Genomic DNA, 21,351 nt, shown 5'->3' on the forward strand with positions numbered 1-21,351 from the left:
CGGTCCTCCTTCTGGCGGGCCGAGTGTCGCCGACGGTCGCTCGACTAGAGCTCGGGGTCCTCGCCCTCTTCACTCGCCAATCCCCGCTCGACGACCGAGCGCGTCAGCGGCGCCGCAAACGTGGTGATGAAGTCGTAGACGTAGTCGCGCAGGTAGCTGCCGCGCTTGAGCGCCAGCCGCGTCATGTTGGCGGCGAACAGGTGGCGCGCGTCGATCGCGTGCAGGTGGCGGTCGCGCTCGTCGTCGTAGGCGATGGCCGCGACGATGCCGACGCCCAGGCCGAGCTCGACATAGGTCTTGATGACGTCGGCGTCCATTGCCACCAGCACGACCTCGGGATCGAGGCCGGCCCGCGCGAAGGCCTGGTCGATGTGGGCGCGGCCGGTGTAGCCGGCCTCGTAGGTGATCAGCGGGAACTGCGCCAGGCGCTGCAAGGTCAGCGGCTTGCCGGCGGCGGCGTCCGCAGCCAGCGCATGGTCCGGCGGCACCACCGCACAGTGGGTCCAGCGGTAACACGGCAGCGCCAGCAGCTCACTGTGCTGCGCCAGCGCTTCCGTGGCGATGCCGATGTCGGCCTCGCCGTCGAGCAGCATGCGCGCCACCTGCTGCGGCGAGCCCTGGTGCAGATGCAGCTGCACCTGCGGATGGCTGGCGCGGAAGTCGCGCACCGCCGCCGGCAGCGCATAACGTGCCTGCGAGTGGGTGGCCGCGATCGTCAACGCGCCCGAGCCGCTGCGCGCGAAATCGTCGCCGGCGCGCTTCAGGTTCGCCGCTTCCTGCAGCAGCCGCTCGACGATCGGCAGCACCGTCTCGCCCGGCGGCGTCAGGCCGGTCAGGCGCTTGCCGGCGCGCACGAAGATCTCGATCCCGAGCTCTTCTTCCAGCTCGCGGATCTGCCGGCTGACGCCCGGCTGCGAGGTGTGCAGCGCCTGAGCGACCTCGGTCAGGTTGAAGCGCTGGCGCACGGCCTCGCGCACCGAGCGCAGTTGCTGGAAGTTCATGGCGAGCCATCGTTCTTATGCGAAAAGCGAATTATTCGAGCTGGCCCAAGTTCGGCAAGCGAATTGTTTGCGCTATGCATGCGCGGAATCCGAATAAGCGCACTGGCACACTGCCGCGCCATGTCGACCCTGCTCCTGCTGCCCGGCCTCGCCAGCGATGAAACCCTGTGGCGCGGCATCGCCGACCCGCTCGCTGCCGCCGCGCGCGGGCCGGTCCATGTCACCGACGCGCATGGGCGTTTTGCGACGCTGCCCGAGATGGCCGCCGCGCTGCTGGCCGAGCACGCCGGGCCGCTGGCGCTGGCCGGCACCTCGATGGGCGGCATCCTGGCACTCGAGGTGCTGCGCCAGGCACCGCAGCGCGTGCAGGCGCTGGCGCTGCTGGGCACCACCGCCCGGCCCGACACGCCGGAGATGCTGGCGCTGCGCCGCGAGGCGGTCGGGCTGTTCGAGGCCGGCCGCATGGACGAGGTGCTGCGCGCCAACCTGCCGTTCGCCTTCCACCCGAGCGCGCCGGCACGGCTGCCGAACCTGGTCGGCGACTACCTGGCGATGGTGCGCCGGGCCGGCGCGGCCCAGCTGGCACGACAGAACCGCGCCATCATGGCGCGCGCCGACAGCCGGGGGCTGCTGGCGACGATCCGCTGCCCGCTGCTGGTGGCCTGCGGCGACTCGGACGTGCTGACGCCGCCGGAGTGCTCGGAGGAGATCGCCGCCGCGGTGCCGCAGGCGCGCTTCGAACGGCTGGTCGATTGTGGCCACCTGCTGACGATGGAGCAGCCCGAGCGCGTCGCCGCGCTGCTGCTCGACTGGCGCGCGGAAGCCTAACTACCGAAAGCCGCGGCTGGCGCCGCCTAGCTTCCCAAAGCCGCGGCTGACGCCGCGGCGTGCGGCGCCTGTGCCGCCCACTTCACGACCCAGGCCTCGAACTCCGGCACCGGCAGCGGCTTGCTCATGTGGTAGCCCTGCGCCTCGTCGCAGTGCAGCAGGCGCAGCTGCTCGAGGATCGCGGCGTTCTCGACGCCCTCGGCGACCACCGTCAGCCCGAGGTTGTGCGCGAGGTCGATCGTCGAGCGCACGATCTTCGCGTCGCCGGCCTCGCCCTCCATCGCCATCACGAAGCTCTTGTCGATCTTCAACTCGTCGACCGGCAGCCGCTTCAGGTAAGCCAGCGACGAATAACCGGTGCCGAAGTCGTCGATCGACAGCTTGTAGCCGCGCTCGGACAGGCGATTGAGCGTCGCCTCGGCGCGCTGCGGGTCGTCCATGATCGCGCTCTCGGTGATCTCCAGGCAGAAGGCCTCGGGCAGCGCGCCATGGCGGCGCAGCAGCGCATCGAGCTTGTCCGGCAGCTCCTGGTCGAGCAGGTCGCGCGTCGACAGGTTGACCGAGATGCGCTGCACGCCCAGGCGTTGCAGCGCCGGCTGCACGCGCGCCGTTTCCTCGAAGATCCACAGCGTCAGCCGGCGGATGAAGCCGGTCTGCTCGGCGAACGGGATGAACAGCATCGGCGGCACCAGCCCGCGCTGCGGATGCTGCCAGCGCACCAGCGCCTCGGCAGCGATCGCGCGGCCGCTGGCGAGATGGATCTTCGGCTGCAGGAACAGCCGCAGCTCCTGGTGATCGAGCGCGTGGCGCAGCTCGCTGAGCAGCGACAGGTTGGTCGCGCTGCTCGAGTCGGTCGCCGGGTCGTAGACCTGGGCGCCGGCGGTGCGCGCCTTCGCGGCGTACATCGCCACCTCGGCGCGGCTGAGCAGCGCATCGGCATCGGCCGCGTGCTCGGGCCAGCAGGCGATGCCGACGCCGGCCGACAGGTCGATCATCTGGTCCTCGACCGTCAGCGGCTGCTCGAAGGCCTGCGCCAGCCGCTCGGCCAGCGCCACCGCCTGCGCCGCATCCGCTTGCGGCATCAGCAGCGCGAACTCGTCGCCGCCGAGGCGCGCGACCATGTCGCCGCTGCGCGCGACTTCCTGCAGCCGGGCGGCGACGCCCTTCAGCAGCGCATCGCCGCTGGCGTAGCCCAACGCGTCGTTGACGTTCTTGAAGCGGTCCAGGTCCAGCATCAGCACCGCGACGTTGCCACTGCCCGCCTCGATCGCCGAGCGCACCGCGTCGCGGAACTGCACGCGGTTCGGCAGGTCGGTCAGCCGGTCCCAGTAGGCGAGCTGGCGGATCTCGGTCTGCTGCGCGGCGATGTTGACGCGCATGTGGTCGAAGGCCTTCGCCAGGTCGCCGACCTCGTCGGCACGCTCGGTGTGCTGCAGCGACGCCGCATAGTCGCCGCGGCCGAGGCGTTCGCTGGCTTCGGCCAGGTCGGACAGCGGCCGCGTCACGCGGCGTGCGGTCCAGGCGCTGCCCAGGCCGAACAGGAACACGCCGAGCGCGGTCAGCCCGGCCAGCGTGACCTGCAGGTCGCGGTAAGGCTCGATCGCGCGCTCGAGCGAGCCGGTCAGCCGCAGGCCCAGGCGCTGGCCGGCCTCGTCCGACAGCACGGTGCCGTGCACGCGGTACTGCGCGCCGGCCAGCAGCAGCTCGCCTTCGGACGGCCCGGCGGCCACCGCGGCGGCCGGCAGCGCCGGCGGCAGGCTGGTCAGCAGCACGCGCGGCGCGCCGTTCGCCGGCTCCAGCACCAGCGTGCCGTGCACGCCGCTGACGGCAAGGATGTCGGCGGCGACCGAGGCGTCGAGCACGAAGCCCATCACCACCCAGCCGACCAGCACCGGCGCGCGCATCGGCACCATCACGAACTGGTAGGCGCGGTCGCCGACAGCGGCGATCGCGCTGCCCTGCCTGGCCAGTTGCGGCGCCAGGCGCGTCAGCACCGGCAGCAGCGCGGCGTCGCTGGAGTCGCCGGTCGCGCGCACGGCCAGGTCGGTGCCGAGCAGCGCGGTCAGGTTGGCATCGATGCGCGCGCCGTGGTTGTCCAGCACCGAGACGATGGTCGGGATGTCCTGCGTGCCGACCGCTTCGCGGAACGCATAGTCCGCCGCCAGCACCGCACCGCCCTGCGTCAGCTTGGCCGCGCGCTGGTCGAGCAGGCGCCGCCAGGTGCGCTCGCCGACTGCGAGCTGCTCGCTGAGCTGCGCCTGCGCATTGCGCTGGATGCTGGCGCGGATCGCGGCAAAGCCGGCCAACTGCACCAGCAGCAGCAGCAGCAGCGAGAAGCCGGCGATGCGGCTGGACAGGCGCCAGCGCCCGAAGCGGAGCCCGTTGCTCAGCTTCACGGCCGCAGGCCGGCCAGCGTCACCGCCGCCTGCTGAGCGCCGCTGCCCATTACCAGCGCCTGGTCCGACGGCGCGGCACCGACCGGCAGCCCGGCATGCCAGGTGCGGAGCCGATAGTTGCCGGTCGGCAGGTTCGGCAGCGTGAGCTTGCCGTCGGCGCCGGTCTGGCCGTAGTACGGCGTGTCGACGATCACCACCCAGGCCACCATGTTGTCGTGGATGTTGCAGCCGAGCACCGCGATGCCCGGCTTGTCGAACACCACCGGGCTCGCCGGCGTGCCGACGTAGAGCTTGATCTCGAACGGCTTGACCGGCGAGAACGAATAGACATGGTGCCGCACCGTGTCGCGGTTCGGAAAGTTGATCGCGCTGCCGACCGGCACGATCGTGACCGGCGGCACGAACTGCTTGCCGACCTGGGCGATCTCGGTGCCGGCGACCGGGCGGATCGCCGAGCGCGCTTCCGGTGATTCGACGAAGACGACGACGCCCGCGATCGGCTTGCCCGCGGCGTCGGCGACGCGCACTTCGAGCGGCGCGGCGGCGAGCGGCAGCGCCGTGCAGAGCAGGCTCGCGATGAGCGGGGCGGGCCCGGTCATGGCTCGATCGCCATGCCCCACACGGGCTGGCCGTCGCCGAGCGTGCCGAGCAGCGTCGCCCGGCCGCTCGCCAGGTCGATCGCATAGAGGCGCGTGCGCTCGCCGATGCGCAGCGCGGCGAGCGCGCTGTTGTCGATGTCGGCGATGTCGAAGGCGGCGTCCTGCAGCGCGCCGACGCCCAGGCTGCCGACCGTCGTCAGCCGGCCGGTGTTGGGCGAGACCACCGGCACCGCGCCTTCGCGCGAGCCCTGGATCAGCAGCGCGCCGATGCCGGCGTCGAGCGCGTAGTTGGTGGTCAGCTTGTCGTCGCGCTTGTTGTAGGTGTAGGCGGCGGCCACCACCTGCGGCAGCCGGCCGACGTGGGCATCGCCGGGCGCGAAATGCAGCACCGGGTCGGGCTGGGGGCCGTCGACCGCCGCATCGCCGTCGATCGCGGCGCCGGTCTCCGGATGCAGGCGCAGGCTCTGGCCCTTGTCGCTGACCACGCGGATGCGGTCGGCGACCGGGTTGAAATCGAAGCCGAAGCGTTCACCCTCGAGCGGCAGGGCGATCGACGTGGTGCCGATCGGCGTCAGCTGGCCGCTGCGCGTGTCGATGGTGTACAGCCGGCCGACCGAGGAGAGTGCGAACAGCACACCGCGCGAGACCCGGAAGTCGATGCCGAACAGCCGCTCGCCGGGTGGCAGCCCGCGCAACGGCAGCTTCGCCAGCGGCTGCTGCGGCCGGCCGGCATTGAAGCGCTGCAGCTCGCCGGCGGCGGTGACCACGTGGATGACTTCCTTGCGGTTGCTGGGCGGCGGCTCGGAGGGGGTGGCACAGGCGGCCAGCAGCAGTGCCAGCAGCGGTGCGGCCAGCCGACGCGGGATCGAGCGGTGAACGGTCGACGACATGCGGTGAACTCTCCCTGCGGATACGAGGCGGCGCGCGGTTCGGATCAAGCCGTGCTGCCGGCGATCACACCCCCGCCCAGGCAGACCTCGCCGTCGTAGAGTACCGCCGATTGTCCGGGCGTGACAGCCCACTGCGGCGCCTCGAACTGCAGCGCGAAGCGGTCTTCGGCGGGCGCGAAGCGGCAGGCCGCGTCGGCTTGGCGATAGCGGGTCTTGGCGGCCAGCAGGCCGGCTTCGGGCGCCCGGCCGGCCACCCAGCTCAGGTCGTCGGCCACGAGCGCCGACGACAGCAACCACGGATGGTCGTGGCCCTGCACGACGCGCAGCGTGTTCGTGTCCAGCTCCTTGCGCGCGACGAACCAGGGCGCATGCTCACCACCGCCGCGCGGCGCACCGCGCTCCTTGACGCCGCCGATCCCTAAGCCCTGGCGCTGGCCGAGTGTGTAGAACGACAGCCCGACGTGCTGGCCCAATTGACGGCCGCGATCGTCGAGGATCGGGCCCGGTTCGTGGCTCAGGTAGCGGTTCAGGAACTCGCGGAACGGCCGCTCGCCGATGAAGCAGATGCCGGTCGAGTCCTTCTTCTTCGCGTTCGGCAGCCCGATCTCCTCGGCGATGCGCCGCACCTCGGTCTTTCGAAGCTCGCCGACCGGGAACAGCGTCTTCGCCAGCTGCGTCTGGTTCAGCCGGTGCAGGAAGTAGCTCTGGTCCTTGGCCGGATCGAGGCCCTTCAGCAGCTCGAAACGGCCGCCGGCGGTTTCGCGCACGCGGGCGTAGTGACCGGTGGCGATCTTGCCGGCGCCCAGGCGCATCGCATGGTCGAGGAAGGCCTTGAACTTGATCTCGGCGTTGCACAGCACGTCCGGGTTCGGCGTGCGGCCGGCCTGGTACTCGCGCAGGAACTCGGCGAACACCCGGTCCTTGTAGTCGGCGGCGAAATTGACGTGCTCGATCTCGATGCCGATCACGTCGGCGACCGCCGCGGCATCGACGAAATCGGCGTTCGACGAGCAGTATTCGTCGTCGTCATCGTCTTCCCAGTTCTTCATGAAGATGCCGACCACCTCGTGGCCGGCGCGCTTGAGCAGCCAAGCGGTGACCGCGGAATCGACACCGCCGGACAGGCCCACCACGATGCGCTGTTTCATCAGGAGCGCCCCTTGGGGGCCGCGAACGAAGGGAGCTGGGGGCTGATCATGCTGGCTGCGATTCTAGGAAGTGCGGCCGGCCAAACCTGCGCGTAGAGTCGGCGCCCTCAAGGGGGGATGGGCCATGGGCCGACTGTCGATCACCGGGTTTCGGGCCGTTGTCGCCGCGTTCGTCTCGCTGCTGGCGCTGGCCGTCGCGCAGGCGCAGCCGCGCTTTGATTTCGACCGCACGCCGGGCCGGCTGCCGAAGGACGCGCTGCCGTTGCGTTACACGCTGACGCTGGACCTCGACCCGCAGCGCGAGCACTTCGACGGCACGGTGGCGATCGAGCTGCGCGCACGCCGCGCGCTGCCGGCGCTGCTGCTGCACGCGCACGAGCTCGAAACCACCGGCGCGGTCACGCTGAAGAGCGAACGCGGCGCCGAGCGCACGCTGCGCATCGAGCCCGATGCCGCCGCCTCGCTGTGGCGCCTGGTGCCGGCGGACGGCGCACCGATCGCGGCCGGCCGCCACTGCGTGCACATCACCTACCGCGGGCGCGTGCGCAACTCCGGCGAAGGGCTGTACCGCATCGGCAGCGGCGCCGATCGCATGCTCGCCACGCAGCTGCAGGCGGTGTTCGCGCGCACGCTGTTCCCATCGTTCGACGAACCGGCGTTCCGCGCGGTGTTCCGCATCGCCGTGCGCGCGCCGCAGGGGCTGCAGGTGGCGTCGAACATGCCCGTCGAGCGCGTGCGCCGCGACGGTGCGCAGGCGCTGCACACGTTCGCGCCGACGCCGCCGATGCCGAGCTACCTGGTCGCCGTCACCGTCGGGCACTTCGAGACGCTCACCGGCCGCGCCGCCAGCGTGCCGCTGCGCTTCCTGACGGCGCCGGGCAAGGCCGCGCAGGCACGCTACGCGCTCGGCGCGACGCAGCTGCTGCTGCCCTACTACAACCGTTACTTCGGCCAGCCCTACGCGCTGCCCAAGCTCGACCAGATCGCCGTGCCCGGCGTGCGCGACGGCGCGATGGAGGACTGGGGGCTGATCTCGTACAACGAGTCGCTGCTGCTGGTCGACCCGAAGCACAGCGGCCCGGACACGCCGCGCTGGGTCTTCGCGCTGCTGGCGCACGAGATCGCCCACCAGTGGTTCGGCAACCTGGTGACGGCCTCGTCGTGGGACGAGATCTGGCTCAACGAAGCCTTCGCGACCTGGATGGAAAACAAGGCCAGCGAGCACTTCAACCCGCAGTGGCAGACCCCGCTGCACACGCGGCGCTGGATCGACCAGACGATGGCCCGCGATGCCAGCGGTGCGACGCGCGCGATCCGCTCCGGCCCGGTCGACGAGCGGCAGGTCAGCGACCAGTTCGACGACATCACCTACACCAAGGGCGGCGCGGTGCTCAGCATGCTGGAGCAGTGGCTCGGCGACGAGACCTTCCGCCGCGGTCTCGCGGCCTACATGCGCGACCGGCGCCATTCCAATGCCAGCGCCGGCGACCTGTGGCACTTCATGGGCCGGGCTTCGGGCCGCGACGTCGCCGCGCTGGCCGCGAGCTGGACCGACCAGCCCGGCGTGCCGCTGGTGCAACTGGACGAGGCCTGCGAGGGCGGGCAGCGCGTGGTCACGCTGAGCCAGCAGCGTTTCAGCGCCGACGCCGGCGCCGCGCCGTCGGCACAACGCTGGCAAATCCCGGTGCGCCTGCAGCAGGGCCAGGCCAGTGCCACCGTGCTGCTCGCCGGCGACACGGCACGCCAGACCTTCGCCGGCTGCGACGGCCCGCCGGTGCTGGCCAATGCCGGCGGCCGCGGCTATTACCGCGTGATGTACGCGTCCACGGCGCTGCAGCAGCTGACGGCGCAATTTCACACGCTGGCGCCGGCCGACCGCAGCACCCTGCTGAGCGACAGCTTTGCGCTGGCCCAGGCCGGCGCGCTGCCCTTCGGCGCCTACCTCGCGTTGCTGGATCGCCTGCCGGCGGCGCAGGGCGCCGGGCGCGGTGCGCTCTTCGCGCAGGCCGGCGATGCGTTGGTGCTGCTCGACGAGGCGCTGGCCGGGCTGCCGGTGCAGCAGCGACTGCGCGAGCGTGCACGCGCGCTGCTGGCGCCGGAGCTGCAGCGCCTGGGCTGGCAGGTGCAAGCCGGCGAGGCGTCCGAGGACACCAGCCTGCGCGCCCGCCTGATCGAGCTGCTGGCGCGCTTCGACGATGCCGCGGTGATCGGCGAGGCGCGCGCACGCTTCGACGCCGATGCCGCCGGCCGTGCGGCGCTGCCGGCGGCACTGCGCCCGGGCGTGCTGGGCGCTGTCGGCATGCACGCGACGCGCGCCGAGTTCGATCGGCTGCGCGCTCAGCTGCTGGCCGCCGGCGGCGAGGAAGAGCGCTGGCTGCTGGCCGGCGCGCTGGCCGGCGGCCGCACGCGCGCGCTGGTCGACGAGGTGCTGGCGCTGTCGCTCGCCGGCACGCTGCCGCCGAACATCGCATCGGCGCTGCCCGGCCTGGTCGGCGAAGCCGGCGTGTTCGGCGCCGAGGCGTATGCCTTCAGCCGCGAGCATTGGGCGGCGCTGGCCAAGCTGGCCGGCACCGGCCCGTTCGGCGGCAATGTCTGGCTGCTGCCGAGTGCCGCGAAGTCCTTCAACGATCCGGCGCAGGCCGCGCAGCTGGTCGCCGATCAGCACGCGCTGGCCGGCGCCCCGGGCACGGCCGCCGCGTCGCGCATCGCCGCCCGCATCGCGCTGCGCGCGGCGATGCGGCCGCGCGCCGCGGCTGCGCTCGAGTCCGGCTCATGACGGCAGGGGCGCGTACAGCGACGGATCGGCGCTGACCAGGTCGAGCGGAAAGCGGCGGCCGGCCAGGTGGTCGTCGATGCAGCGCATCACCAGCGGGCTGCGGTGCTCGGCGCGGCGCGCGCGGATCTCGTCGATCGTCAGCCACAGCGTGCGCACGATGCCGTGGTCGAGCGTGCGGCCGGGCAGCGGTTCGCCCGCCGTGCCGGTGAAGGCGAAACGCAGGTAGGTGATGTCCTCGCCGGTGCCGGCCCGCTGGAAGCGGGCGAGGTAGATGCCGAGCAAGGCGTCGGGCACGAAGACCCGCGTGGTCTCTTCCAGCGCCTCGCGCACCGCGCCTTCGAGCGGCGATTCGCCGGGGTCGAGGTGCCCGGCCGGGTTGTTCAGCCGCAAGCCCTCCGCGGTGTGCTCCTCGACCAGCAGGAAGCGGTTGCCGTCGGCAATCACCGCGGCGACAGTGACGCTGGGTTTCCAACGCTCGGTGCTCATGCGCCGATCCTAGCGGCGGTCGTGCAAGGGAACTCAGGTAAGCTTCTTGCAGGAAGTGCCCCAGCCGTACAAGCCCGTACTTGAAGGGGGCGAGCGAGGAGAAAGCATGCTGATCGGCGTACCGCTCGAGACGGTGGCGGGGGAAACCCGTGTCGCCGTCACCCCCGAGACGGCCAAGAAACTCAAGGCCCAGGGCCACACGATGCGGGTGCAATCGGGCGCCGGCATCGCGGCGGCAGCCACCGACGAGGCCTACGCCGCCGCCGGTGCCGAGATCACCGACCGTGCCGGCGCCTTCGGCTGCGAGCTGGTGCTGAAGGTGCGTGCACCCGATGCTGACGAGCTGAGCCTGATGAAACCGGGCACGGCGCTGGTCGGCATGCTGAACCCCTTCGACAAGGACGCCCTGGCGCGCATCGCCGCCGCGCAGCTGACCAGCTTCGCGCTCGAAGCCGCGCCGCGCACCACGCGTGCGCAGAGCATGGACGTGCTGTCGAGCCAGGCCAACGTGGCCGGCTACAAGGCGGTGATGATGGCCGCCGACAAGTACCAGCGGCTGTTCCCGATGCTGATGACCGCCGCCGGCACGATCAAGGCCGCGCGCATCGTGATCCTGGGCGTCGGCGTCGCCGGGCTGCAGGCGATCGCCACCGCCAAGCGTCTGGGCGCGGTGATCGAAGCGTCGGACGTGCGGCCTTCGGTGAAGGAGCAGGTCGAGTCGCTGGGCGCGAAGTTCATCGACGTGGCTTACGAGACGGCAGAAGAGAAAGAAGCGGCCGAGGGCGTCGGCGGTTATGCGCGGCCGATGCCGCAGAGCTGGCTCGATCGCCAGAAGATCGAGGTCGCCAAGCGCGTCGCCGCCGCCGACATCGTGATCTCGACCGCGCTGATCCCGGGCCGCGCCGCGCCGGTGCTGATCACCGAGGAGATGGTGAAGTCGATGAAGCCGGGCTCGGTGATCGTCGACATGGCGGCACCCGCCGGCGGCAACTGTCCGCTGACCGAGGCCGGCAAGACCGTCGTCAAGCATGGCGTGACGCTCGTCGGCGAGACCAACATCCCGGCGCTGGTGGCGGCCGATTCGTCGTCGCTGTACGCCCGCAACGTGCTCGACTTCCTGAAGCTGGTGCTGACCAAGGAAGCGACGTTCAACGTGCCGATGGACGACGACATCGTCGTGGCCTGCCTGATGACCCAGTCGGGTGAAGTGAAGAGGAAGTGAAGCCATGGACATCGTCAACCCGACCATCACCAACCTGATCATCTTCGTGCTGGCGATCTACGTCGGCTACCACGTGGTCTGGACCGTCACGCCTGCGCTGCACACGCCGCTGATGGCGGTGACCAACGCGATCTCGGCGATCGTCATCGTCGGCGCGATGCTCGCCGCGGCGCTGACCGAGACCACGCTCGGCAAGTCGATGGGCGTGCTCGCCGTCGCGCTGGCGGCGGTGAACATCTTCGGCGGCTTCCTCGTGACCCGGCGCATGCTGGAAATGTTCAGGAAGAAAGAAAAGGCGCCCAAGCTGCTCGAGGGGAACAAGCAATGAGCATGAACCTCGTCGCGCTGCTGTACCTGGTCGCGAGCATCTGCTTCATCCAGGCCCTGAAAGGCCTGTCGCACCCCACGACCTCGATCCGCGGCAACCTGTTCGGCATGGTCGGCATGGCGATCGCGGCGCTGACCACCGCGGCGCTGATCGTCAAGCTGGCGCAGCAGATGGGCGGCAACGTCGCGATCGGCCTGGGCTGGGTGCTGCTCGGTCTCGTCGCCGGCGGTGCCTACGGCGCCTGGCGCGCGAAGACGGTCGAGATGACCAAGATGCCGGAGCTGGTGGCCTTCTTCCACAGCATGATCGGCCTGGCGGCGGTGTTCATCGCCATCGCTGCGGTGACCGAGCCGGCGGCCTTCGGCATCGCGCCGAAGGGCTCGCCGATCCCGGCCGGCAACCGGCTCGAGCTGTTCCTCGGCGCGGCGATCGGCGCGATCACCTTCAGCGGTTCGGTGATCGCCTTCGGCAAGCTGTCGGGCACCTACAAGTTCCGCCTCTTCCAGGGCGCGCCGGTGGTCTTCGGCGGCCAGCACATGCTGAACCTGGTGCTGGGGCTGCTGACGGTCGGCCTGGGCCTGGTGTTCACCTTCACCGGCGACTGGACCGCGTTCTACGCGATGCTGGCCCTGAGCTTCGTGATGGGCGTGCTGATCATCATCCCGATCGGCGGCGCCGACATGCCGGTGGTCGTGTCGATGCTCAACAGCTACTCCGGCTGGGCCGCCGCGGGCATCGGCTTCTCCTTGAACAACAGCATGCTGATCATCGCCGGCTCGCTGGTCGGCAGCTCGGGCGCGATCCTGAGCTACATCATGTGCAAGGCGATGAACCGCTCGTTCTTCAACGTCATCCTCGGCGGCTTCGGCGGCGAGGCGGGCGGGCCGGCGGTCGGCTCGAAGGAGCAGCGGCCGGTCAAGAGCGGCTCGGCCGACGACGCGGCCTACATCCTCGGCAACGCCGAGACGGTGATCATCGTGCCGGGCTACGGCCTGGCGGTGGCGCGTGCGCAGCACGCGGTCAACGAGCTGGCCGAGAAGCTGATGCACAAGGGCGTGAACGTGAAATACGCGATCCACCCGGTCGCCGGCCGCATGCCGGGCCACATGAACGTGCTGCTCGCCGAGGCCGAGGTGCCCTACGACCAGGTGTTCGAGATGGAGGACATCAACGGCGAGTTCGGCCAGGCCGACGTCGCGATCATCCTCGGCGCCAACGACGTCGTGAACCCGGCCGCGCTGATCAAGGGCACGCCGATCTACGGCATGCCGATCCTCGAGGCCTACAAGGCCAAGACGGTGATCGTCAACAAGCGCTCGATGGCCGCGGGGTACGCGGGCCTGGACAACGAGCTGTTCTACATGGACAAGACGATGATGGTCTTCGGCGATGCGAAGAAGGTGGTCGAGGACATGGTCAAAGCAGTCGAGTAGTGCGGGCTCCCGGCCGACCGACGGCCGGCTGGATGTAATACGCTCCCCAACGAGTTGTATTACAGGGGTAGGCCATGACCCTCACTGTTCGTCTCGATGGCGGGCTGGAAGCGGCGCTCGAGCGCTATTGCGCCGAGCGCGGCGTCACGAAGAGCCTGGTGGTGCAGGAGTCGCTCGCGGCCTACCTGGTCGCGGCGGCATCCGAAGCGGTGGCCGGTGCGACGCCGGTGCACGCGGCCGAGCCGAGTGCCAACTACCGCGCGCTCTCCGATGCGGGATTGATCGGCGCGGTGGCGCTGGGAACCGGCGCTGACAAGGCCGCTGTGCGCTTGCGTGTGCGCGAGCGTGCCGCTCGCCGTCGGACTTGAAAGGCGCTCCACGACGGACTGCGGCGCCACCATCGGCGGCGCCGAAACCGAGCCTGCTGATCGACACCGGCGTGCTGGTCGCGCTGTTCGACCGGCTCGATGCCTTCCACGCGTCGGTCACCGCGTGGGCCGCGCAAAACCACGACGCGTGGCTGACGGTGGCGCCGGTGCTGTGCGAGGCGGCGCACTTCCTGCCGGCGCGCCAACGCGCCGCTTTGGCCGGTCTCACCGATCGCGGCGTGATCCAGGTGCAGGCGCCCGACGCGGCGGGCCACGCACGCATCGCCGGGCTGTTCGACAAGTACGCCGATGTCGATCCGGACTGGGCCGACCTCGAGCTCGTCTGGCTGGCGGAGCACACCGGTATTCACCGCATCGCCACGCTGGACGTGGCCGACTTCAGCGTCTACCGCATCGGCGGCCGCAGGCGCTTCGAGCTCGAATTGCTGTCGCGCTGAGCGCCCCGCTTCAGCCGTGGCGCCGCAGCCCCAGGTGCGCCATCACCGCCAGCCCGGCCAGCAGCTTCAGCGAGCCGTTCTGTTCCGGCATGCCGGAGACCGACCACGCGGTCAGCCGGCGCTCGTCGTTCGACGGTGCGCGGCCGGCACCGGCGCTGAGGTAGGCGTCGTAGCTGGAGGCCTGGTCGATCGTCAGCTGGTCGTCGATGAAGTAGGTGGCGCCGTCGACGTTCAAGGTGCCCGACAGCACCAGCAGGCCGCTGGCGGCGTTGTAGCCGACCGTGTAGGTGCCGGCGATGCGCGCGGCCGAACGCAGGTCGCCCGCCGCGCCGTCAGCGGGGCCGTCCTGCGGACGTTCGAAAGCGAAGCAGAACTGCGTGCTGAACGACTGCTCGGGCGCCCAGCCGGCGTCGTCCAGCGCCTCGGCCTCGTCGCCCTCGGCCAGGTCACCGATCAGGCCGGCGGCGGCCAGGTCGGCGGTGGCGCTCGGGGTCAGCGTGGTGATCGGATGCATGGTCGGTCCTTTCGAGGCGGTGGGCTTGGCTTGGGGCCCACTGTCGCGAGCGACCGTTAGACGATCGTTAGATCCGGCGGGCCGCCGATCCCCTCGTTCAGGGGGGTGGCTCCAGCGCGTGACGCACCGCCTCGGCCAGCGTCCACGCGGCGCCTTCGCGCCAGGCCGCGGCCACCGCCGCCGCTTCGAGCTGCCGCGCGCAGAGGCGGCGCAGCCGCAGCAGGTCACGGCGGTCGGAGCGGCCGAGCGGACCGCAGTGCACCGGCGCATGGCGTTCCGCAAAACCCATCAGCCGCGCGGCGTCGAGCGGCCGGCGCTGCCGCGCCAGCATGCGCGGCAGGTTCCACAGCCCGTAGGCCAGCGGCAGCGGCTCGGGCAGCGCGAAGGCGATGCGCACGCAGTCGCGGTAGGCGTCGGCAGCCTCGTCCCAGCGCCGCAGCCGGCTCAGCGCTTCGCCGCGCGCATTGCTGGCGTGCGCATGCTGTGCACCATCACCGCCGGCGCGCGTGTCGGCGAGCACCTGGTCGAGCAGGCCCAACGCTTCGGCGCAGCCGGCGGGCGATTCGGCCAGCGCGATCGCCAGGTTCGCGCGGCCGGTGTTGACGCCGTGGCGATCACCCGCCTCGGCCCACAGCGCCAGCGAGCGCCGCTGCAGCGCGATCGCCGCGGCGCGGTCGCGCGGGCGCATGATCGCGCCGCGCGTCGCCAGCATGCTGGCCTGCAGCGAGCGCGCGCCGGCGGCGTCGGCCAGGCCTGCAGCCTCGTCGAGCCAGCCGAGCACCGCCGCATCGCGCCGCGTGCGCCAGCGCAGGTGGGCGAGCCGCGCCAGCACCTGCGCGCGCGCCAGGCCGCCGGGCGGCAGCTCGGCCAGCGCCGCGTCGGCCTGCTGCGTCGCGCCGGCCGGGTCGCCGGCGCGCAGCAGCGCGCGGGCGACAAACGCGCGTGTCAGCGCCCGCTGCTCGGCGTGCGCCATCGCCGCGGCGCTGTCGGCCAGCGCGCGCAACGCGCCCGGCGGCAGCGACAGATCGGTCAAGGCTCCCTGCAGCGCGCCGGCCAGCGCCGCGGCATCGCCCGGCGCGCCATCGGCATGGGCACTGGCGATCGCCGCCGCGATGTTGGCCAGCTCGGCGCGCGCCTCGTGCAGCGGCGCGTCGAGCGGCAGGCCGCGCGCCCAGTCGGTGACCCAGCGGCGATGGCGCTCGCGCAGCGCCGGCGCGTCGGCCGGGGCAAGCGTCGCCGCGGCAAAGAGGCGGATCAGCTCGGGCAGCTCATAACGCTCATCATCAGCGGCCAGGCGCAGCATCGACTGCGCGACCAGCTCGTCGAGCGCCAGCGCGACGCCGGTCGGCGTGGCGGCTGGCGAGCCCATGGCCTGCGCCGCCGCGGCCGTGAAGCCGCCGGCGAACACCGCCAGCGCGCCGAGCAGGCCGCGCGCTTCGGGCGTCAGCAGCTGCCAGCTCCACTGCACGACGGCCAGCATCGACGCGTGGCGTGGATCGCTGCCGCCGCGCGGGCCGCTGCGCGCCAGCAGCGCGAGCGCATCGCCTTGCGGCGCGGCGGCCGCCTGCTGCAGCAGCGCAAGCAACTGCGGCGGCGGCAGGCTGCGCACGCGCGCGGCGGCCAGCTCGATCGCCAGCGGCATGCCCTCGACCAGCCGCACCAGCGCGCGCACCGCGTCGCGGTTGCGGCTGCTCAAGTGAAAGTCTGCCCGCACCGCCCGGGCGCGGTCGACGAACAGCGCGACCGCCGGGTTGGCGGCCAGCGCCACGTCGTCGCCGTCGTCCGCCGCGGCCGGCAGCGGCAGCGGCGGCAGCACGAATTCGCGCTCGCCGTCCAGCCCGAGCGCGCGGCGCGACGTCGCCAGCACGTGCAGGCCGGCGCTGCGTTCGAGCAGCGTGGTGATCACGCCGACGCCGGCATCGTCGAGCTGCTCCAGGTTGTCGAGCACCAGCAGCGCGCGGCGATCGCCCAGCAGCGCCCCGATCAGCGCCAGCGGCGTGCCGGCGCGGCCTTCCTGGCGCAGCGCGACGAGCAGCGCATCGAGCAGCGCTTCGCGCCCGCGGCACGCCACCAGCGGCACGAAGGCGATGGTGTCGAAGCACGGCTCGGCGGCGGCGAAGCGCTGCGCCACCTCGGCCGCCAGCCGCGTCTTGCCATGGCCACCGGGGCCGAGCACGGTGACCAGGCGATGCTCGCGCACCGCCTGCTGCAACTGTTCGGCCAGCGCCTCGACGCCGTGCAGGCGCGTCAGGTAGCGCGGCAGCGGCGGCGCCGACCAGGCCATGTCGGGCGGCGACGGCGCTGAGCCCGGCGCGGCAGGCGCCGGCGGCGTGCGCGTTGAAGGGGATGCCGGCATGCGCGCCGCGGCTGCGACGCCGCTGTCGAGCCGATCGGCCAGCGCGGCCAGCCGCAGGCGCTCGTCGCCGATCCATTCGTCGTAGAAGCCCGGCAGCAGCTCGCCGCGGTACAGCGCGCGCGCCGCATCGGTGTGGCCGGCGCGGCAGGCCGCTTCGAAGGCCGGCACGTCGCAGGCCAGCGCACCATCGCGCAGCCGCAGCGCCAGCCGGTCGGCCTGCAGCACGGGCGGTGCGCCGGGCGGCTCGAGCAGGCTCTTCAGCGTCGACAGCACCTGGCGCAGGCGGTTGCGGCCGACCTCCAGCGCGACGCCGGGCCACAGCAGCTCGATCAGCTCCTCGCGGCCGAACGCGCGCCCGGGCGCCATCGCCAGGCGCGCCAGCAAGGCGGTCGCGGCGCGGCTGGGCAGGCGCACATCGCCGGCGCGACCGGCGAGCCGCAGGTCGCCGAGCAGGCGCAGCTGCCAGGCCGTCTCAACGCCGGCCGGATCGCGCATCGGCCGTGCGGCCCGGCGCCGCGGTCTGGGGATTGATGCGGCTCGGCAGCGCACCGGCGGCCTTGAACGCCGCCGCGGTCGCCGCGATCGTGTTCCAGCGCACGCCGGCGATCTGGCCGACCCGCGCCGCCCAGCTCTCGATCTGCGCGATGCCGTCGCTGGTATCGATCACCGTCAGCGTCTTCGGCGCGACGTTGATCGTGCTGCTGTAGACCGGCTGCACCAGCGCGCCGCCGGCGAGCTGGTTGGCCAGCGCCTCGGCCGCGGCGAGCGTGCGCCCGCCATTGCCGACGGCGACCAGGTTGGCGAGCGGATCGTGCGCCTTCCAGTCGGCGGTCGAACGCGGCCGCCACAGGCCCGCCGCGGTGTCGTCGCTGCCCGTGCCGTGGCCGGTCGAGAGCACGATGCCCCACAGCGTCTGGGCCCGCCAGCGGTAGTCGTTGGCACCGACCTGCGCCTCGCGCAGGCCATCGATTTCGCTCGTCAGCAGGCCGGAGGCCACCGTGCTCGGCACGCCGCCGAGCGCGACGATGCGCTCGGCGCAGCGCGCGCGGTCGGTCGCGCTGTGCGCATGCACGTCGAACTCGACGCCGAGCGGGCGCAGCGTGCTGATCACCTCGCCGGCGCGCGGCTCGTTGAGCAGCCAGTTGATGTCGGCGCCGATCGACCACTTCATGCCGCTGGCCTGGCTGCCGACCCGGCCGGCCTGCACCGCGCGCTGGAAAAAGCTGATCAGCGCATCGATGTTCGGCCAGTGGGTGACCGTTGATTCGATGTGCATCGTGCCGGAGACGTGCAGCTGCGCGCCGCCGGCCGCCGCAGCGGTGCCGCGCAGCTGCGCGATGCCAGCCGCGCCGGCCACGCCCAGCCGCGCCGACTGCGACTGCGCGTATTGCAGCGCGCCCTCGTAGATCGTCCACTGCGCCGCCTGGTCGGCCGCCGACTTCAGCGCCGACTTCAGCGCCGGGTCCCACGGCGGGCGCTTGCCGCCGTCGACGTAGACGACATTCCAGGCCGACTTCTGCGCGAAGAAGTCGTTGTCGTGCATCTTGGCGCCGACGAAGAAGGGCGCACGCGCGCCGGCCGCATCGTGCGCCGAGGCGAAAGCCGCATCGATCACCGACGCCGCGCTCTGGCCGGCCAGCTCGAACAGCTTCAGGTCGTAATGCTCCGGCCGCAGATAGAGCCCGCGCACGCTATCACCCAGATTGAGCGACCCGAGACCGTGCGCCAGCGACCAGGTGGCGCCGAGCTCGCGGAAGGCGGTGGCGGCGGCATCGAGCAGCGGCTGGTCGACCTGCAGCGCGGCGGTGATCGCCGGCCGCGCATTCGGCAGCGCCACCAGCTGCTGGTAGCCGCCCGCGCGGCTGGTCGGCTGGCCGGTCGCCAAGTCGACCACGCTGGATTCGTAGGTCTTGATGCGCGCCACCTGCTCGGCGAGCGGCAGCGCCGCGAGATTGGCCCAGTCGTAGTTCAGGTAGTACGGCTTCGGCGGGCGGATGTGGTAACTCAGCCCCACGTAGGGCGAGCTCGTCAGCCGGCTCATCAGCGCCGGATGGTCGCGCTGGTAGACATCGAGCATCGTGTCGCTCAGGTAGATGTCGACCGGCAGCCGGTACTGCTCGTGCAGCTCGACGATGCGCTGCACCGTCACTGCGCTGAGCTCGGGGTAGCTGAAATCCTGCACGTTGATCGAGAAGGTGATGAAGTCGCCGGCCGCCGCCGCGCCGGCGAGCGCACCACCGACCGTGTAGATGCGCGCGTAGGCCTGGCGCGCCAGCAGGTCGTCGAGGTGGCTGCCGTAGCCAGCGTAGACCTGCGTGCCTTCGAGGCCTTGCAGGTCGGTGGCCTGCAGCAGCGGCACCGTGTGCGTGCCGAGCGTGACCTGCTGGTAGGGCGGGAAGCTGCCGCTCACCGGGGTCCAGCCGGCCGGCGTGAAGCCGTACCACTGCCCGCCGGGCGTCAGCGCGGCGATGAACAGCTGGCCACTGCGGCCGACATCGGCATTGCCGGCCTGCAGCTGCAGCGTCAGGCTGGTGCGGTGGCGCGGCCCGGCCGCATCGGCCCAGGCGCTGAAGCCGGCCGGTGCCGCGGTGCCGGCCCCGGCCAGCGCGACGAGCCAGGCGCCGAACAGCACACGCAGCACGAATGACCACCTCCGGATGACGGCATCACGCATGGTTGGGTCCCCCCGCGCCTCATGGCCTGCGGCAACGATTGAAGCGCTCGTCTCGCACGCTGCGCCTGGGGATTACCCGTGTGGCGCTATCGAATGCCCTGATCACCCGTGACACGCTGCTCGGTCAGAATCCGAGGCCAATTTCGGGATGCGAGCGACTGATGGAGAAGATCTGGCTGAAGCAATACCCCGCCGGCGTGCCGGCCGAGGTGAAGACCGACGTCTACCCGTCGCTGGTGGCGCTGGTCGACGAGAGCTTCCGCAAGTACCGTGACCTCTCGGCCTACAAGTTCATGGGCCGCTCGGTCAGCTTCGGCGAGGTCGACGAGGCCTCGCGCGCGCTGGCCGCCTACCTGCAGGCCAGCGGCCTCGAGCGCGGCGACCGCGTCGCGGTGATGATGCCCAACGTGCCGCAATACCCGATCGCGGTAGCGGCCATCCTGCGGGCCGGGTTCGTGGTGGTCAACGTCAATCCGCTGTACACGCCGCGTGAGCTCGAGCACCAGCTGAAGGACTCGGGCGCCAAGGCGATCGTCATCATCGAGAACTTCGCCTCGGTGCTGCAGCAGGTGATCGACAACGTGCCGACGAAGAAGGTGCTGCTCGCCGCGATGGGCGACTCGCTCGGCTTCGTCAAGGGCATGATCGTCAATCACGTCGTGCGGCGCGTGAAGAAGATGGTGCCGGCCTTCTCGCTGCCGGGCGCGGTGCGCTTCAACGATGCGGTGGCCAAGGGCCGCCGCATGCGCTACACACCGCCCTCGGTCGGGCCCGACGACATCGCCGTGCTGCAATACACCGGCGGCACCACCGGCGTCAGCAAGGGCGCGGTGCTGCTGCATCGCAACCTCGTCGCCAACATCCTGCAGGCCGAGGCCTGGTACCAGCCGGCGCTGAAGAAGATTCCGTCGGGCGAGCAGATCGTCACCGTCTGCGCACTGCCGCTGTATCACATCTTCGGCTTCAACACGAACATGATGCTGTCGCTGCGCATGGGCGGCTGCAACATCCTGATCCCGAACCCGCGCGACATCCCGGCGGTGCTGAAGGAGCTGGCGAGCCAGCCCTTCCACAGCCTGCCGGCGGTCAACACCCTCTTCGGCGCGCTCGCCAACCATGCCGATTTCGACAAGGTCGACTGGAGCCACCTGAAGATCTCGGTCGGCGGCGGCATGGCGGTGACGCAGGGCACCGCGCGGCTGTGGCTCGAGAAGACCGGCTGCCCGATCTGCGAGGGCTACGGCCTGTCGGAGACCTCGCCGTCAGCGACCTGCAACCCGGTCGACACCACCACCTACACCGGCACGATCGGCCTGCCGATGCCCTCGACCGAGCTGGAACTGCTCGACGACGACGGCAACGAGGTGCCGCCCGGCACGCCCGGCGAGATCGCCATCCGCGGCCCGCAGGTGATGGCCGGCTACTGGCAGCGGCCCGACGAGACGGCCAAGGTGATGACCGCCGACGGCTACTTCCGCACCGGCGACATCGGTGTCGTCGACGAGCGCGGCTATTTCAAGATCGTCGACCGCAAGAAGGACATGATCCTGGTCTCGGGCTTCAACGTCTATCCGAACGAGATCGAGGATGTGCTGAGCCAGATGCCCGGCGTGCTCGAATGCGCCGCGGTCGGCGTGCCCGACGAAAAGGCCGGCGAGGCCGTCAAGGTGGTGCTGGTCAAGAAGGACGGCGCGGTCACCGAGGCCGACGTGCGCGCCTTCTGCGAGGCAAACCTCACGGGTTACAAGCGCCCCAAGGTCATTGAGTTCCGGACCGAACTGCCGAAAACTCCGGTAGGCAAGATACTTCGCCGTGAATTGCGCGACGCCCGGCGCTGACCGCCGGACCGTTGCACGACAGCGGCACCCCCGTCC

17 protein-coding genes are annotated in these 21,351 nt (G+C 71.4%); 8 read left to right on the plus strand and 9 right to left on the minus strand.

The features are described from left to right. Window positions 1-44: 44 nt before the first annotated feature. Entirely contained in the window at window positions 45-1,001 is a 957-nt protein-coding gene (locus tag HLB44_RS04915; RefSeq protein WP_173121146.1) for a CysB family HTH-type transcriptional regulator, read from the minus strand. Window positions 1,002-1,121: 120 nt separating this feature from the next. Between HLB44_RS04915 and HLB44_RS04920 the strand changes: the two genes are divergently transcribed. Continuing rightward, window positions 1,122-1,829, plus strand: coding sequence for an alpha/beta fold hydrolase (locus tag HLB44_RS04920; RefSeq protein WP_173121148.1), 708 nt, complete (start codon window positions 1,122-1,124; stop codon window positions 1,827-1,829). A gap of 26 nt (window positions 1,830-1,855) precedes the next feature. Here HLB44_RS04920 and HLB44_RS04925 read toward each other — a convergent pair whose 3' ends face one another. The 4 genes from HLB44_RS04925 to mnmA are packed head-to-tail and all read right to left on the minus strand — an operon-like array spanning window position 1,856 to window position 6,862. Further along, window positions 1,856-4,225, minus strand: coding sequence for a putative bifunctional diguanylate cyclase/phosphodiesterase (locus tag HLB44_RS04925; RefSeq protein WP_343051225.1), 2,370 nt, complete (start codon window positions 4,223-4,225; stop codon window positions 1,856-1,858). Further along, window positions 4,222-4,824 (minus strand): methylamine utilization protein, encoded by a 603-nt coding sequence (locus HLB44_RS04930; RefSeq protein WP_173121150.1) that lies wholly within the window; start codon window positions 4,822-4,824, stop codon window positions 4,222-4,224. Before HLB44_RS04930 ends, HLB44_RS04925 begins: the two co-directional genes overlap by 4 nt. Then, entirely contained in the window at window positions 4,821-5,714 is an 894-nt protein-coding gene (locus HLB44_RS04935) for a DUF4394 domain-containing protein (protein ID WP_173121152.1), read from the minus strand. Before HLB44_RS04935 ends, HLB44_RS04930 begins: the two co-directional genes overlap by 4 nt. A 44-nt stretch (window positions 5,715-5,758) precedes the next feature. After that, on the minus strand, window positions 5,759-6,862 hold the full coding sequence (gene mnmA, locus HLB44_RS04940; RefSeq protein ID WP_173121154.1) for a tRNA 2-thiouridine(34) synthase MnmA: 1,104 nt from the start codon (window positions 6,860-6,862) through the stop codon (window positions 5,759-5,761). A gap of 124 nt (window positions 6,863-6,986) precedes the next feature. Here mnmA and HLB44_RS04945 point away from each other — a divergent pair, with 124 nt between their 5' ends. After that, window positions 6,987-9,638: a M1 family metallopeptidase gene (locus HLB44_RS04945; protein WP_173121156.1), complete on the plus strand. Its 2,652-nt coding sequence runs from the start codon at window positions 6,987-6,989 to the stop codon at window positions 9,636-9,638. Here the strand turns inward: HLB44_RS04945 and HLB44_RS04950 are convergent. Then, window positions 9,633-10,124, minus strand: coding sequence for an NUDIX hydrolase (locus tag HLB44_RS04950; protein ID WP_173121158.1), 492 nt, complete (start codon window positions 10,122-10,124; stop codon window positions 9,633-9,635). The two genes, HLB44_RS04945 and HLB44_RS04950, sit on opposite strands and share 6 nt — an antisense overlap. 106 nt (window positions 10,125-10,230) lie before the next feature. On the opposite strand from HLB44_RS04950, the gene HLB44_RS04955 reads away from it, so the two are divergent. The 5 genes from HLB44_RS04955 to HLB44_RS04975 all read left to right on the plus strand — a co-directional run bounded on the left by HLB44_RS04955 (window position 10,231) and on the right by HLB44_RS04975 (window position 13,933). Next, window positions 10,231-11,346, plus strand: a complete 1,116-nt coding sequence (locus HLB44_RS04955; RefSeq protein WP_173121160.1) for a Re/Si-specific NAD(P)(+) transhydrogenase subunit alpha — start codon at window positions 10,231-10,233, stop codon at window positions 11,344-11,346. A 4-nt stretch (window positions 11,347-11,350) separates the two neighbouring features. Continuing rightward, on the plus strand, window positions 11,351-11,674 hold the full coding sequence (locus tag HLB44_RS04960; protein ID WP_173121162.1) for an NAD(P) transhydrogenase subunit alpha part 2: 324 nt from the start codon (window positions 11,351-11,353) through the stop codon (window positions 11,672-11,674). Then, window positions 11,671-13,107 carry an NAD(P)(+) transhydrogenase (Re/Si-specific) subunit beta gene (locus tag HLB44_RS04965; RefSeq protein ID WP_173121164.1) on the plus strand — a complete coding sequence of 479 codons (1,437 nt, stop codon included), beginning with the start codon at window positions 11,671-11,673 and terminating at the stop codon, window positions 13,105-13,107. The genes HLB44_RS04960 and HLB44_RS04965 overlap by 4 nt, the downstream gene beginning before the upstream one ends. A 74-nt stretch (window positions 13,108-13,181) precedes the next feature. After that, complete coding sequence (locus HLB44_RS04970) at window positions 13,182-13,475, plus strand: ribbon-helix-helix domain-containing protein (RefSeq protein WP_173121166.1); 294 nt, start codon at window positions 13,182-13,184, stop codon at window positions 13,473-13,475. After that, window positions 13,472-13,933 (plus strand): type II toxin-antitoxin system VapC family toxin, encoded by a 462-nt coding sequence (locus HLB44_RS04975; protein WP_173121168.1) that lies wholly within the window; start codon window positions 13,472-13,474, stop codon window positions 13,931-13,933. The genes HLB44_RS04970 and HLB44_RS04975 overlap by 4 nt, the downstream gene beginning before the upstream one ends. A gap of 10 nt (window positions 13,934-13,943) precedes the next feature. Here HLB44_RS04975 and HLB44_RS04980 read toward each other — a convergent pair whose 3' ends face one another. The 3 genes from HLB44_RS04980 to HLB44_RS04990 form a co-directional block, all read right to left on the minus strand. Continuing rightward, window positions 13,944-14,447 carry a hypothetical protein gene (locus tag HLB44_RS04980; protein ID WP_173121171.1) on the minus strand — a complete coding sequence of 168 codons (504 nt, stop codon included), beginning with the start codon at window positions 14,445-14,447 and terminating at the stop codon, window positions 13,944-13,946. 97 nt (window positions 14,448-14,544) lie between these two features. Then, window positions 14,545-17,298, minus strand: coding sequence for an ATP-binding protein (locus tag HLB44_RS04985; RefSeq protein ID WP_173121173.1), 2,754 nt, complete (start codon window positions 17,296-17,298; stop codon window positions 14,545-14,547). Further along, window positions 17,276-19,477 carry a hypothetical protein gene (locus HLB44_RS04990; protein ID WP_173121175.1) on the minus strand — a complete coding sequence of 734 codons (2,202 nt, stop codon included), beginning with the start codon at window positions 19,475-19,477 and terminating at the stop codon, window positions 17,276-17,278. The genes HLB44_RS04985 and HLB44_RS04990 overlap by 23 nt, the downstream gene beginning before the upstream one ends. Before the next feature lie 161 nt (window positions 19,478-19,638). Here HLB44_RS04990 and HLB44_RS04995 point away from each other — a divergent pair, with 161 nt between their 5' ends. Next, complete coding sequence (locus HLB44_RS04995) at window positions 19,639-21,315, plus strand: long-chain-fatty-acid--CoA ligase (RefSeq protein WP_173121177.1); 1,677 nt, start codon at window positions 19,639-19,641, stop codon at window positions 21,313-21,315. Window positions 21,316-21,351 lie beyond the last annotated feature (36 nt).

The sequence above is a fragment of the Pseudaquabacterium terrae genome, from assembly GCF_013266755.1.
Lineage (GTDB): Bacteria > Pseudomonadota > Gammaproteobacteria > Burkholderiales > Burkholderiaceae_C > Pseudaquabacterium > Pseudaquabacterium terrae.

What these genes read in the sequence shown, in the direction of transcription:
- HLB44_RS04915 (WP_173121146.1), bottom strand. Translation starts at nt 1,001, where the DNA reads ATGAACTTCCAGCAACTGCGCTCGGTGCGCGAGGCCGTGCGCCAGCGC.
- HLB44_RS04920 (WP_173121148.1), top strand. Translation starts at nt 1,122, where the DNA reads ATGTCGACCCTGCTCCTGCTGCCCGGCCTCGCCAGCGATGAAACCCTG.
- HLB44_RS04930 (WP_173121150.1), bottom strand. Translation starts at nt 4,824, where the DNA reads ATGACCGGGCCCGCCCCGCTCATCGCGAGCCTGCTCTGCACGGCGCTG.
- HLB44_RS04935 (WP_173121152.1), bottom strand. Translation starts at nt 5,714, where the DNA reads ATGTCGTCGACCGTTCACCGCTCGATCCCGCGTCGGCTGGCCGCACCG.
- mnmA (WP_173121154.1), bottom strand. Translation starts at nt 6,862, where the DNA reads ATGAAACAGCGCATCGTGGTGGGCCTGTCCGGCGGTGTCGATTCCGCG.
- HLB44_RS04945 (WP_173121156.1), top strand. Translation starts at nt 6,987, where the DNA reads ATGGGCCGACTGTCGATCACCGGGTTTCGGGCCGTTGTCGCCGCGTTC.
- HLB44_RS04950 (WP_173121158.1), bottom strand. Translation starts at nt 10,124, where the DNA reads ATGAGCACCGAGCGTTGGAAACCCAGCGTCACTGTCGCCGCGGTGATT.
- HLB44_RS04955 (WP_173121160.1), top strand. Translation starts at nt 10,231, where the DNA reads ATGCTGATCGGCGTACCGCTCGAGACGGTGGCGGGGGAAACCCGTGTC.
- HLB44_RS04960 (WP_173121162.1), top strand. Translation starts at nt 11,351, where the DNA reads ATGGACATCGTCAACCCGACCATCACCAACCTGATCATCTTCGTGCTG.
- HLB44_RS04965 (WP_173121164.1), top strand. Translation starts at nt 11,671, where the DNA reads ATGAGCATGAACCTCGTCGCGCTGCTGTACCTGGTCGCGAGCATCTGC.
- HLB44_RS04970 (WP_173121166.1), top strand. Translation starts at nt 13,182, where the DNA reads ATGACCCTCACTGTTCGTCTCGATGGCGGGCTGGAAGCGGCGCTCGAG.
- HLB44_RS04980 (WP_173121171.1), bottom strand. Translation starts at nt 14,447, where the DNA reads ATGCATCCGATCACCACGCTGACCCCGAGCGCCACCGCCGACCTGGCC.
- HLB44_RS04985 (WP_173121173.1), bottom strand. Translation starts at nt 17,298, where the DNA reads ATGCGCGATCCGGCCGGCGTTGAGACGGCCTGGCAGCTGCGCCTGCTC.
- HLB44_RS04990 (WP_173121175.1), bottom strand. Translation starts at nt 19,477, where the DNA reads ATGCGTGATGCCGTCATCCGGAGGTGGTCATTCGTGCTGCGTGTGCTG.
- HLB44_RS04995 (WP_173121177.1), top strand. Translation starts at nt 19,639, where the DNA reads ATGGAGAAGATCTGGCTGAAGCAATACCCCGCCGGCGTGCCGGCCGAG.